This is a genomic window from Microcoleus sp. Aus8_D2 (assembly GCF_036702665.1).
In the GTDB taxonomy this organism is placed as follows: domain Bacteria; phylum Cyanobacteriota; class Cyanobacteriia; order Cyanobacteriales; family Microcoleaceae; genus Microcoleus.
In genome coordinates this window covers 263306-275524 of record NZ_JAUBUN010000004.1, presented here as the reverse complement: position 1 = coordinate 275524, position 12219 = coordinate 263306, and the positions used below count along the sequence as shown (strand labels likewise).

10 protein-coding genes, 3 tRNA genes and 1 pseudogene are annotated in these 12219 nt (G+C 46.5%); 6 read left to right on the top strand and 8 right to left on the bottom strand.

Features of this window, described 5'->3' with window-relative positions; translation table 11 throughout:
* The first annotated feature begins 145 nt into the window (after nucleotides 1-145).
* Nucleotides 146-1339: a protein kinase domain-containing protein gene (locus QUB64_RS05315; protein WP_333270606.1), complete on the top strand. Its 1194-nt coding sequence runs from the start codon at nucleotides 146-148 to the stop codon at nucleotides 1337-1339.
* A 21-nt stretch (nucleotides 1340-1360) separates the two neighbouring features.
* A complete protein-coding gene (locus tag QUB64_RS05310) occupies nucleotides 1361-1507 on the top strand; it encodes a hypothetical protein (protein WP_333270603.1) in 147 nt (48 codons plus the stop codon).
* Nucleotides 1508-1660: 153 nt separating this feature from the next.
* Here the strand turns inward: QUB64_RS05310 and QUB64_RS05305 are convergent, their stop codons facing one another.
* The 3 genes and pseudogenes from QUB64_RS05305 to QUB64_RS05295 form a co-directional block, all read right to left on the bottom strand.
* Nucleotides 1661-4045: a tetratricopeptide repeat protein gene (locus QUB64_RS05305; protein ID WP_333270601.1), complete on the bottom strand. Its 2385-nt coding sequence runs from the start codon at nucleotides 4043-4045 to the stop codon at nucleotides 1661-1663.
* Nucleotides 4046-4450: 405 nt separating this feature from the next.
* Nucleotides 4451-5233: a S1 family peptidase gene (locus QUB64_RS05300; RefSeq protein ID WP_333270599.1), complete on the bottom strand. Its 783-nt coding sequence runs from the start codon at nucleotides 5231-5233 to the stop codon at nucleotides 4451-4453.
* A gap of 41 nt (nucleotides 5234-5274) precedes the next feature.
* Nucleotides 5275-5787, bottom strand: a pseudogene (locus QUB64_RS05295) (COP23 domain-containing protein).
* 414 nt (nucleotides 5788-6201) lie between these two features.
* On the opposite strand from QUB64_RS05295, the gene QUB64_RS05290 reads away from it, so the two are divergent.
* Nucleotides 6202-7119: a fructosamine kinase family protein gene (locus QUB64_RS05290; RefSeq protein WP_333270596.1), complete on the top strand. Its 918-nt coding sequence runs from the start codon at nucleotides 6202-6204 to the stop codon at nucleotides 7117-7119.
* Between the two features lie 528 nt (nucleotides 7120-7647).
* On the opposite strand, the gene QUB64_RS05285 is transcribed toward QUB64_RS05290, so the two are convergent.
* From QUB64_RS05285 to QUB64_RS05275, 3 genes are all read right to left on the bottom strand, one after another.
* A tRNA-Thr gene (locus QUB64_RS05285) sits at nucleotides 7648-7719 on the bottom strand.
* A gap of 70 nt (nucleotides 7720-7789) precedes the next feature.
* A tRNA-Tyr gene (locus QUB64_RS05280) sits at nucleotides 7790-7874 on the bottom strand.
* A gap of 496 nt (nucleotides 7875-8370) precedes the next feature.
* Nucleotides 8371-10191 carry an ABC transporter ATP-binding protein gene (locus tag QUB64_RS05275; RefSeq protein ID WP_333270593.1) on the bottom strand — a complete coding sequence of 607 codons (1821 nt, stop codon included), beginning with the start codon at nucleotides 10189-10191 and terminating at the stop codon, nucleotides 8371-8373.
* Nucleotides 10192-10224: 33 nt separating this feature from the next.
* Between QUB64_RS05275 and QUB64_RS05270 the strand changes: the two genes are divergently transcribed.
* On the top strand, nucleotides 10225-10467 hold the full coding sequence (locus QUB64_RS05270; RefSeq protein WP_333270589.1) for a hypothetical protein: 243 nt from the start codon (nucleotides 10225-10227) through the stop codon (nucleotides 10465-10467).
* A gap of 39 nt (nucleotides 10468-10506) precedes the next feature.
* Here the strand turns inward: QUB64_RS05270 and QUB64_RS05265 are convergent, their stop codons facing one another.
* Entirely contained in the window at nucleotides 10507-10968 is a 462-nt protein-coding gene (locus QUB64_RS05265; RefSeq protein WP_333270586.1) for a hypothetical protein, read from the bottom strand.
* A 161-nt stretch (nucleotides 10969-11129) separates the two neighbouring features.
* Complete coding sequence (locus QUB64_RS05260) at nucleotides 11130-11270, bottom strand: hypothetical protein (RefSeq protein ID WP_333270583.1); 141 nt, start codon at nucleotides 11268-11270, stop codon at nucleotides 11130-11132.
* Nucleotides 11271-11490: 220 nt separating this feature from the next.
* Here QUB64_RS05260 and QUB64_RS05255 point away from each other — a divergent pair.
* Nucleotides 11491-11562: transfer RNA gene (locus tag QUB64_RS05255), tRNA-Gly, on the top strand.
* Between the two features lie 249 nt (nucleotides 11563-11811).
* Nucleotides 11812-12216, top strand: coding sequence for a hypothetical protein (locus tag QUB64_RS05250; protein WP_333270580.1), 405 nt, complete (start codon nucleotides 11812-11814; stop codon nucleotides 12214-12216).
* The last annotated feature ends 3 nt before the right edge of the window (nucleotides 12217-12219 follow it).

Genomic DNA, 12219 nt, shown 5'->3' with positions numbered 1-12219 from the left:
ACTCGGTTGTTAAACGCTGCGGTGGCGAAGATATTTGGCGGGTCACTGCCTGAGAAAATAGCTCGATGCCTGGGATTTTATTTTAACTACAAAGCCCCACTCTGAATATCAGATTGGGGCTTTTGTTTTTTGTGGTACGATTAGGATGAAAAACAGGCAAGCACATCCCTTTTCGCTCACCGCCGATATTATGCTCGGACAAACAATTTTTGGGCACTACGAAATCACGGAACACCTGAAAGATACTAATTATTGTCATATTTATTTCGCTAAAGATAGGGAGAAACTTAAGAAGGATTTGCGCGTGGTTAAACGCCTCAAGCAGCCACCGTCCCCTCCCTTGACTTTTCAGCAGGCACAAGATGGCTTGAAGGCGGAAGCTCAAATTCTAGACGACTTAAAACATGACCAAATTCCACAGCTTTTTACCATTGGTGAAGATAATTCAGAATTCTATTTAGTTCAAGACTATATTGAGGGTCACGATTTAAGTCAAGAATTTAAACCGAGTCAGCGGTTGAGCGAGGGTGAGGTGATTCGCCTGTTGCTGGAAATTTTGGCACTTGTCAAGTTTGTTCACGAAAAAAATATCATTCACTGCGATATTAACCCTTCAAATTTAATTAGGCGAACCTCTGACTCAAAACTGGTATTGATTGATTTTGGTTCGGCTAAACAAGTTGGGAATCTGGGGAGTAATTCTTCTAATCAGGTGCAACCAAGTATTCCCGGCTATGCACCTACCGAACAAAAGAATGGTCATCCTGAATTTAATAGCGATATCTATGCGGTTGGGATGATTGGGATGCAAGCGCTGACGGGGTTATCTGCTGGAGATATTCCTAAAGATCCGAATATGTCGGTGGTTATGTGGCCGAGCGGGACAAAAACGAGCGCTAAACTTAAAGCAATTATCGAAAAGATGGTGCATCCAAGTTTTAGGGAGCGCTACGAGTCAGCAGATAAAGTTTTGCAAGCTCTTACAAAATTAAGTCTTCCCCGTCGGACTCGATTCAAGTCGTTTTTGGCAGCGGCGATGGCTGGCGATCCAACTGCTGTCGCTCAGCTTGTTCTTGGATTGGTGGCGTTGATTTTCGGCTTGCCCAGTTTTATTGCTGGGATTCAACAAATGTCTAATTCGCCAGATACAAAGGAAAATGTGAGTTCTGATAATTTTAAGACTTATAAGAATTCTCAGTTTGGGATAACTATTAAACACCCGAAGGACTGGAAGCCACAAGAAATCGGAATTGATGGAGAGGTGGTTAAGTTTTTGCATCAGCCTTCTCAAGCTAATGTGGTGATTAGTGTTAAAAGTTTACCTAATTTTTTAGGATGAGAGGAATATAGAAAGCAGTCTGTGAGCAATATTGAAAATGAGTTTTTAGATAATAAAAAGCAGATTAAAAAATATAATATTGAAGGGCGAAATGAGAAAGCTACTCTGGCAAAGCGTCCGGCTTTTCAAGTGGTTTATACGGGAAAGGATGAGAATAATAAAAGTTGAAAATTGATGGAAGTTGGTAACGTGAAAGATAAGAAGGCTTACGTTATTACTTATGAGGCAGCATCGGGGAAGTATGATGAACATAGCAAAATAGTTGATGAAATGGTTGATTCGTTTGAAAACTAATTTTAGTAGTTGTAAAATGATTGAAAGCTATTGTTGAAGTTCTCTAATTCTGTCTTGTGATTTTTTGTACCACTCGCTGTTTCCCTGTTGTTGATATAGGTTGGCTGCTTTCTGGAAATCATCAATAGCCCTTCGTTTGTCTCCTTGTTGCCAGTATGTAAGAGCGCGGACATAGTAAGCATCAGGAGAGTTAGGATTGAGGCGGATGGCTTCGTTGAAATCTGTCTGTGCTCCCTGATAGTCTTTTAGATTTTCATAGCGCAATCCTCCCCTACGGGCGTAAGCAATAGCAAGGTTAGGATTGAGGCGAATAGCTTCGTTAAAATCGGTGAGCGCACCCTGTTTATCTCCCTGTTGATAGCGGGAAAAGCCTCGATTGTTGTAGGCAATAGCATAGTTAGGATTGAGGCGAATAGCTTCGTTAAAATCGGCGATTCCACCCTGTATATCTCCCTCGATTGAGCGGAAAGTACCCCGATTGCTGTAGGCACTAGCATAGTTGGGATTGATGCGAATAGCTTCGCTATAATCGGATATTGCTCCCTGTTTATCTCCCGTTTCAGAGCGGGCTAAGCCCCGATTGTAGTAGACATCAGCTTCGTTAGGATTGAGGCGAATAGCTTCGTTATAATCGGCGATCGCACCCTGTTTATCTCCTGTTTCTGAGCGGAGAATACCCCGATTATTGTACGCCATAGCATAGTTAGGATTGAGGCGAATGCCTTCGTTGTAATCAGCGAGAGCACCTTTTTTATCTCCCTGTTTAGAGCGGAGATTACCCCAAGCGACGTAAGAAGCTGAAGCTTCGTTGGGATTGAGGCGAATGGCTTCGTTAAAATCGGCGATCGCACCCTGTATATCTCCCTCGATTGAGCGGAAAGTACCCCGATTGTAGTAGGCATTAGCATCGTTAGGATTGAGGCGAATAGCTTGGTTAAAATCAGATATTGCCCCCTGTTTATCTCCCTGTTCATAGCGGAAAATACCCCGACCGACGTAGGCACTAGCTTCGTTAGGATTGAGGCGAATAGCTTGGTTATAATCAGATATTGCCCCCTGTTTATCTCCCTGTTCAGAGCGGACATTACCCCGATTGTTGTAGGCATTAGCATCGTTAGGATTGAGGCGAATAGCTTGGTTATAATCAGATATTGCCCCCTGTTTATCTCCTGTTTCAGAGCGGGCTCTGCCCCGACCAATGTAGGTATCAGCAAAATTAGGATCGAGGCGAATAGCTGCGTTATAATCGGATATTGCCCCCTGTTTATCTCCCTGTTCAGAGCGGACACCACCCCGATTGTGGTAGGGTTCAGCTAAGTTAGGATTAAGACGAATGGCTTCATTATAATCGGATATTGCTCCCTGTTTATCTCCCTGCTCAGAGCGGACAGCACCCCGATTGTGGTAGGTTTCAGCTAAGTTAGGATTGAGGCGAATGGCTTCATTATAATCCGATATTGCGCCCTGTTTATCTCCTGTTTTATAGCGGACAATACCTCGAAACGTATAAGCATTTGCATTACTTGGATTAATCCGAATCACCTGGCTAAAGTTCTCAAGAGCTGCTTGCTTATTCCCCGCGTTGAATTGAGCAATACCTATACGGTAGTAAGCATCAGGATTATCGGGACAAATCTGCAAAGCTTTTTGATACTCACTAATCGCACTTTGGTAGTCTCCGCTATCAGCCTTCGCCCCTCCTAAGTTCAGCAAATCCTCACCGCTAGCCGATCGCGTATTGTCCGCAGAACTATCCTGTAGCTGCCGCAAATTGCGCTTATTTGCCACAAAACTATTAATGGGAATTCCCAACCTCAAACCGCTGCAAGACCGCCCGTTAATCCCCACGACTCGACCGATTCCATCGAGCACGGGGCCGCCGCTCATTCCGGGGATGACTTCGCTGTTGTAGACCATTGTATAGCCATTGTCTCCTCCCGGCTGGTCACGCTGAAACTGCCCGGCCGCAAACTGATAACTGCGCTGTTCTCTTCCAGGGCTTGGTACGGGAAAGCCGGTGGCGTAAACCTTTGCTCCTCCGGTTAATTGATCGGAATTTCCTAGCTCGGCAACGCGGTATTGTTTATTGCTCTGAAACTGGATTAATGCTAAATCGAATCCGGGTAATTCTTCCATTTTATAAGCCGGATAGCGATTGCCGTCTGAGGTTTGGATTTCATAGCGATCTGGATATCTGACTACGTGATGGCTGGTGAGGACGAAGTATGTGTTATCTTTGCGGTCAATAATTACTCCTGAACCGCCACCGTTGCCGTCGATGCGGACGGTGATTTCTCTGCCAATTGCTTCGAGTTGCTGGAGGGATAGCTGGGCGAGGGCAAATTGAGGCTGGGCGACGAGGATAATTATTGCTCCTGTGATGGCTGCTGGGAGTTTGTGGGGGAAATTCATTGTTGTATTTTTAATATTATTTGTCAAAAAGCTTGCTACAAAAATGTTGGTTTGTTTTTTCAGCTCGCTATGGAATAGGGAACGAAAATTTAATAACTTAAACAGCTTCTACATTCCTCTATCCTATAAGCTGGAAAGTAAAAAGAGGCAGAGCCTCCGGATCAGTGTTACCAGGCAGAGCCTGGTAACAAGCCAGTCGCTTAAGTTATTTAATTCCCATTCCTAGGTGCGTCGCTATTAGATGGTCGCTCTTTCTTGAGGATGGTGGATGGCGACGCACCCTACGGCTAAGACGCTCGCAATGACATTGATAAAAGCTATAATTGTCTAGGCGATTGCTTCGCTAAGACGCTCGCAATGACATATAACAGGTTTAGATGTACCTCATTATTTTTGTGATAAAGGCTATGAGAAGCGGTTGAGATTTGTTGGGGGCGATCGCACTAACTGTACCAAATTCTCGATCGGAATTCCCCAACTGTAGCGCCGCATCTCCTGCCGCAGGGAGGCGCTGGGCTGGGAACCGTCTTGATAAGTGTAAGCAGTATCTAAAATTGGTTCTGCGTGGATGCCGTTGACTGCGACAACTTCGCCGCGACTATTTAGCAGCGGCCCTCCACTCATGCCTTTTTCTAAATCGTTTGTATATCCAATTCGATATCCCTTCTGTAAAGGTTTGTCTAAGACTAAGGAAACGCAACCGGTTTTAAAGACAAATCCGCTTTTGCTAGAGGCAGAAATCGGATGGTTAGATGTTTCCGCTGTAAAGGGAAATCCGGCAGCAAATACCCGATCTGCAACTGCTGGGGCTGGGCCGAAGGATGCAACGGCATAATTAGTCCCGTCGCTGCGAAATTGCAATACAGCTAAGTCTTTGCCGTTAAGAGAAGTTGCCGCGATTTTAACTGCTGGATGGATTTTGCGATCGGGCGTTTCTATGCTGTAGGGCGGATCGCCTGCTATGAGTACGCGATCGTTTGTTAGCACGGTATAAACATTGCCATGCTTGCGAATCAAAATTCCCGAACCTAGGATATCTGTCGATCGCACTTTAACTGCGATCGACATTGCTAATTGTTCGAGTTGTTTGACTGAAAGTTGAGCCGGCTGCTGTGCTACTAATACGCTGACATTCGGTGCGGATGCGGGTACGGGAATAATGAAACCGCCCAAATAGGCAATTAACATCAGAATTTGCCTCCATCGGGGTTTGCTGCGGAACACGATCGCTATTTCAAGATTCTGGGCGGTGCTTCATCTTCTTCTGGCAGCAATTTGTTAATATCGAGGTAGGCTTCGCCATTCATGTAAGTAATTGCTTCATTGCCACTGAGTTCGAGAGGCGATCGATCGGCTCCTCCTTCAAGATTGCTCCTCAGCCGTTGGAGAGTCCGCTGCAAGTCGGTTCCTGTTTTGAGAGTTACTAACAGTCCGTCTGGCCGACACTGACCACCTCGGACATTGGTAATGCACAATACGGGTTGACCGCCCCACATTTTAGCAGCCATGTAATTGAGGACTTGGTTATCGTGAAACCGCTGCAATCTTTAAGAAATCTCTTCGCAGCGCTGCTGGGGATTCCAAGGCGGAGGAAAAGAGTTATCTGTCCAGCGAATTAGCGGGAAATTTCTTCTTGTGCCGCGCACGAGGGTTGCGGGTTGACCGTTGCTGGTGCCACAAAAAAATCTACTATTTTCAAATGTCGGATTTTGAGCTGAAGTTGATTTAGGGAGGGTTCCCATCACCCCTAGGGAAACAGCGAACCCGGTCAGAAAGCAGACAAAAGATTGGGGTTTGAGGATCGTGGCAAGTAGGCGATGCGGAAGAAAGTAGATTGATTGAGACTCCTGTACTTCCCTTGTGGGTGAGTCTGGGGTCTTTTGGGAATAGCTGATTCTAAGGAATGAAAATTTTGTTGTACTTAAAAAGATATCACAACTACGGTAGAAATGTCAGGGTAAGAGCATCTAATTTGGTATAAATTGTACTTAACAAATTATGGTACTCCTGGAAAAGCAATGATGCAATTCGATACAGCCCTTTAGGCATAAAAATTAAAAAGGTGAAAAGCCTTACTGCTGCACCACTACCAAGTGATGAAAAGTGTCAGCAGTCATATAAACTAATTCCGATCGCCCTCAAAACGATTTGATGCTATGTGGGACAAAATTGCCGCGCACATCTCTGAAACAACCGGAGAGACGTTTTCCATCGACAACCGCCGTTCAGTCAGCGGTGGCTGCATAAATCAAGGTTATGCGATCGGCAGCAGTGCCCGCAGTTATTTCGCGAAAATAAATCAAGCTTCCCAAGTCGCGATGTTTGAAGCTGAGGCGCTGGGTTTGCAGCAAATGGGGGAAACCCAGACGATTCGCGTTCCTCAACCCATTTGCTGGGGAACTGAGGGCAATTGTGCTTATATTGTGTTGGAATGGCTGGATTTGCGAGGTGGCGGGGGCGAGACCCCTTGGGCAGAAATGGGGCGCAAACTGGCTCAAATGCACAAATACACCCCCCCCAGCCCCCCCTGGCCAAGGGGGAGAGAAGAGGTTGATTATGCCCTTTTAAGGAGATGTTTTGGTTGGGATATGGATAATACGATCGGCTCAACTCCTCAAATTAATAACTTGATGGCAGATTGGGCCGAATTTTGGGCAGAACATCGGATTGGTTATCAGTTAAAGTTGGCTAGGCGCCGGGGCGGAAATTTCAGTCGGGGGGAAAGTTTGCTAGCAGCTATTCCGAAGTTGCTGGAGGGTTACACGCCTCAACCTTCGCTAGTTCACGGGGATTTGTGGGGAGGAAATGCCTCGGTAACTGCTGCGGGGGAACCAGTAATTTTTGACCCGGCGGCTTATTGGGGCGACAGAGAAGTGGATATTGCAATGACTGAACTGTTCGGCGGTTTTCCCGCAGCGTTTTATCGGGGTTATAACGAGGTTTGGTTGCTGGATTCCGGCTATGAAAGGCGCAAAATCCTTTACAATTTATATCATGTTTTGAATCACTTTAATTTGTTCGGGGGGAGTTACGAGTCCCAGGCGAATCAAATGATTATCAGATTATGCGACTAAATCAGAATGTCGTGCAGCCATTTTTAAATTTGGTCGCTTGTTAGTAGAGTGAGGATGCCAAGTACACATAACGCTTTGGGATACCCAGTTCAAAGTCATGGACGATTTGATCGAAGCCAATGGTGGAAATGCCTTCAAAGAAGCCGTAGCCAGCGGGCCCAGCCTAACTTACTGGGAGCAACAGCTTTAAAGGAGCGATCGCAAATCTCAAGTGCTGATACATCCAAAATTTGAATCAAAACAGCTAATTACCACGATACCGACTACCGCGTCAATCCTAATTATTTTGCAGGGATTGTTGCCGAATCATCTGAGAAAAAATCCCTCATCATGGGCGCCATAATTGACCGTCCCATGCAACTTCTGCGATAAAAAGCCCGGAGAGATTTCGAGAAAGCTGGCGCCGATTTCGAGACCGACGAAAGCCGCCTACAAACATGACAAACGCCCAGACAAAGGTACGCCACCGAAGGCACTGCGCCAAAAGGTGTACTCCTAAATGGCTACGCCATAATGATTGAAAAGCTAAGCCCGTGGCGAGATTTGAACTCGCGACTTCCTCCTTACCAAGGAGGTACTCTACCCCTGAGTTACACGGGCATAAAAATTAAAAATGGTAAATTAAAATGTTTTACTTTTAATTTTTTACTTTTAACTTTTATGTGAATTGTGGTGGGCCGGGCTGGATTTGAACCAGCGTAGGCGTAGCCAGCGGATTTACAGTCCGCCCCCATTAACCGCTCGGGCACCGACCCATTTGTACCCACAGTTAAACATCCTAGCAGATTCTTCTTTTTTTGCAACATGACATTTGAAACTATAGTCATTAAGAGTGGAAGACATAAGTTTAATTTATTAATCCGGAAAATAGAACTTTCGAGGGCTGACGCACTGCGATTGCAGAAACCGGGTTTTTTACCGAATCTGAGGGTTGCAACGACTATTTTGGTAAAAACCCGGTTTCTGGGCACCTGTGCGTCTAGGAACTTTCGAGGACTGACGCACTGCGATTGCAGAAACCGGGTTTTTTACCGAATCTGAGGGTTGCAACGACTATTTTCGTGAAAAACCCGGTTTCTGGCCACCTGTGCGTCTAGGAAATTTCGAGGGCTGACGCACTGCGATTGCAGAAACCGGGTTTTTTACAGAATTTGATGTTACAACGAAGTAAACGCATGAAAAACCCGGTTTCTGGCCACCTGTGCGTCTAGGATTCTTATAGCAACCGAAGTCTAAGCTAAGTGGCAATTCCTAATTCACTAATTGGCCGGTTTCTTGCAGGGAGTGCAGGCGGCGGTAAATGCCTTTTTGGTTCAAGAGTTCGTCGTGGCTGCCAACTTCGACGATTTTACCGCCGTCGAGTACGACGATCGCATCGGCTTCGCGAATTGTACTCAGTCGGTGGGCGATAATTATGGTGGTGCGTGTACCCAAAATATTTTGCATGGCTAGCTGGATCGATCGCTCCGACTCATAATCCAAACTAGAAGTAGCTTCGTCAAAGATTAACACGTCCGGCTCCACCAACAGCGCCCTAGCTATGCCCAACCGCTGGCGCTGACCGCCGGATAACCGCATTCCGCGTTCCCCGACAACGGTATAGTAACCTTGGGGCAACAAGTTCACAAACTCATCAACTCGGGCGATGCGACAAGCTTCCTCAACCTGCGCGAAACTTGCTTTCGGGTTGCCATATTTCAAATTTTCCAGCAAAGTGCCATTAAAAACGTCTACTTCTTGATGAACAATGGCTAAACGCTTGCGGTAGCCAGTCACATCTAAACTGGAAATATCCTCGCCGTCGATCAGAATGCGGCCGCAGTTGGGCTCGAAATACCGAAACAGCAGTTTAACTAATGTTGATTTCCCCGAACCCGATCGCCCGACTAATGCTACAGTCTGACGGGGATGGATCAATAAATTGACATCCTGCAAAACAGGCTTTTGGCGATCGTACCCGAAAGTCAGTCCGCAAAACTCAATTTTCCCACTAAATCTATAGGGCGAGGCGGATACAGCATTTTCCGTTGCTAAATTCACCGCATCTATACCGTCTGGTAACTGCATAAACTCGTGGAAGCGGATCATTGAAGAATAGCGGCGGGCAAATAATTCGGCGATAATGCTAATCGGACGCAGTTGGGAATAGGCCATGCTTGCCAAAGTGTAAACTGTGACAAAATATCCCAGAGACATCTTGCCTGCAACGGTTTCTGCTAGGCTAAAACCCAGAACTGAAAACAGGCAAAACTGCACGATCGTCTGTTGGTATGTTCCCAGGGTGACGTATCCTTTGTGAATGCGGTTAATTACAACTTTCAATTCGCGATCGAGCCTGGTTGTTTGCCTTGTGAGTTCCTCTGTTTCCGTCGCAAAAGCTTTGACTGTTTTGATGTTGGTGATAATTTCCGAGTTGCGGCTTTCGGTATCTTCGATGTATTCATCCAGTTTTTCTTCTCTCTGAGTAACTACCATCAGAGTTTTTAAGGTAAAACCGAGGATAAATAGAAAGGAAACTAAAATTAATAAGCCGATGCGCCATTCTATGAGCCAGATAACTGTAAAAACGCCGGTTAAGCGGACGACTTCGGGGATAAATTGACCGGCAATTTCTGGGTATGTCCAAGTGTGGTTGGCGATGCCTTTGGCCATGCGGCTGTCCAGGCGTCCGGCGTTGTTTTCGTCGTAGAATTCTAGGGGTAATGTCAGGATTTTACTAATCGCCCCTCTCATTCGATCGCGTCGTGCTGTCAATGGTAGCGCCCAGTGATACCAATTCCCCACCCAAGGCTGTATGGGTGCTTTGGCGACTGTTACCAGAAAAATTAAGCCCAGCAATACCGATAGCGATAATATTTTACTGGCGGGCTGTTGGGTAAGTGAGGCGATCGCTGCGATCGATTTTTGCGTTACTGTATCTGTAGGTTGATTCGACAATACGTTTAACAGTTGCCCGATCGCGTAGGGCACAGCTAGATCGGCGAGTTCAAACAGGCTGGATGCAGCGATGCTGAAAACCGACATTTTCCAGTAGTCGCTGTAGTATTTGAGGATGTCGCGAAAGCTTGCCATAATTTTTTTTTGAGATACAACCCTTGTAAAAACTTGAGTCTGATAACTGCGCGCTCCGGGCGCCTTGCTTACAAGTGTACTACAAAAGTAGTCATTCGGGGATCTTTTTGGGATAACACTAGAGCATACCGGGGGCTGAGTGCGATCGCAGCCACGGGCGATCGGGAATTGATATTATTTATGGTGAAACGGCGATCGCCCTGGAAGCAGATTTATCGACGATCGCCCGCGATGATATTTGAAGGGTTGATCCAGGAAGAGGAAACGGCAGATTAACGCAGATTAGCGCCGATAGTTTCAACAAGAGCGATCGAATTAATCCAATGTCGAACTGAGTTGTGGTGTCGCAGAAGTCCTTGTGCTGGTACTTTTGGGCAACAATTGATTGAGCGCACCGCACAAGTATTTCTTCACGGTGTCCCTGCTGGCACCCACCCCACTCGGAAGCGTAAAGATCATCTCTACATTTAATAGATTGCCATCCTGTGAGGCAAATACATCGATCGGCAAAGCACGCTGAAACGCTGTGGCGGGATTTTCCGCTTTCATTACACCCATGCTCACATCGGTGCTGACAGTCTTGATGCCCTCGCGGGCTAAAATGGGTCGTAATTGAGAAAATGCTTTTTCTACCGTTAACCCCTCAACCTGAACGCGCGCCGAAAAGGCGGCACCATTGAAAAAGTCCCCTTTTTTTTGAAAGCTTTCCTCGCAAGTTGTGGCAACAGCGGGGGTGGCTAAGCAGATGAAAGCTACGGTTAAGAGAAGAGATCGCATATTATGATTGACCAGGATAAAACACTCATCAAGCTCAGGATAAGCACCATAAAACGCTTTGGCAAATGCTGTCTGAGGGCAAAAAAAATGCAGAAGACAGAATTTTGCTTAAATTCTGCCTTCTGAGCAATGCTTGATAATTTTGAGGATGGAGCAGTCTCTTAGCTCAATGCGTAGGCTGATTGCAGCGCCCACCAGATCAGAAAGCCGATTCCGCCCGCAATGACGATCGCCGAAATGGCGATGGCGATCGGGCTGTCAGCTCCTTTGAACTTCATGATTCCGCGATTTAAGTCTGACATGAGCAGTGTTCTCCCACAATTGCAGCTTGATTGTAGCTTTGCCGTCGGCGGATCGCGGTCAAAAGCAATGCAATTACTGATTTTTTTAAGAATCTGGCGGCGGTAATTTCAGACGGGGAAGGGCATTGGGGCGCGCCCCAGCGAGTTTATGAAAAAAACTTACAAAAAAGACTTGACAAATTCCGAGAAGTGAGACATTATAGTTAAGACCGCAGGAAATGCGGGTGTAGCTCAGTGGTAGAGCGTCACCTTGCCAAGGTGAATGTCGCGCGTTCGAATCGCGTCACCCGCTTGAAAAGATCGAGAAAATAAACAAAACCGGAAAGTATAGCAAGCAAGTCTTGGGTATATTGCTAACGGTGGTTAAAAATACCTCAGTTAGTGGTAAAATTGAGTTCATAGCTTGCAAGTCAGAATTGCCGCTCGGGCGATCGCTCGGAATAGGCAGTTGAAAGCGTAGATAGGGCAGAATTGACAAGCTTGATGAAATAGATATGTTAACGATTATTGTTGCAAAAACGCTTTTTTTATCTGATCGCTCGTGCCATCTCAAAAAGCTCCCAAAATTGACTTAAACGATGAGTACCCGTGCCCTTGCCGGCGCCGCGGTCGTCTCGTACCCATAACGCTGACAGAAGCCTTTGGCTGCAACCGCTGTCAGCAAATATTTGTATTGGAGGAAAGCGGACACGTCATCGAGCAACTATCAACGAACTATCCTTACAAGCAGGCTTGGCGGTGGACGGGCAACCAGTGGCACAGAGCACATCCGGGTTTGAAGGCGCACTACTTGCCGCTGGCCCTGGGGATGATTTTGGTGCCGCTAGTGATTTGGTTGCCCCTGGCGCTGCACTCGCCGGGCCCGAATGTTATTCTGTGGGCAATGGTCGCTGTGCTGTTAGCAATGCTGCCGGCGCTGATGGTATGGCTGGCTTACAGGCGTTAGTTA

Coding starts and splice junctions, on each gene's coding strand:
- QUB64_RS05315 (WP_333270606.1), top strand. CDS start 146: ATGAAAAACAGGCAAGCACATCCCTTTTCGCTCACCGCCGATATTATG.
- QUB64_RS05305 (WP_333270601.1), bottom strand. CDS start 4,045: ATGAATTTCCCCCACAAACTCCCAGCAGCCATCACAGGAGCAATAATT.
- QUB64_RS05300 (WP_333270599.1), bottom strand. CDS start 5,233: ATGTTAATTGCCTATTTGGGCGGTTTCATTATTCCCGTACCCGCATCC.
- QUB64_RS05290 (WP_333270596.1), top strand. CDS start 6,202: ATGTGGGACAAAATTGCCGCGCACATCTCTGAAACAACCGGAGAGACG.
- QUB64_RS05275 (WP_333270593.1), bottom strand. CDS start 10,191: ATGGCAAGCTTTCGCGACATCCTCAAATACTACAGCGACTACTGGAAA.
- QUB64_RS05265 (WP_333270586.1), bottom strand. CDS start 10,968: ATGCGATCTCTTCTCTTAACCGTAGCTTTCATCTGCTTAGCCACCCCC.
- QUB64_RS05260 (WP_333270583.1), bottom strand. CDS start 11,270: ATGTCAGACTTAAATCGCGGAATCATGAAGTTCAAAGGAGCTGACAGC.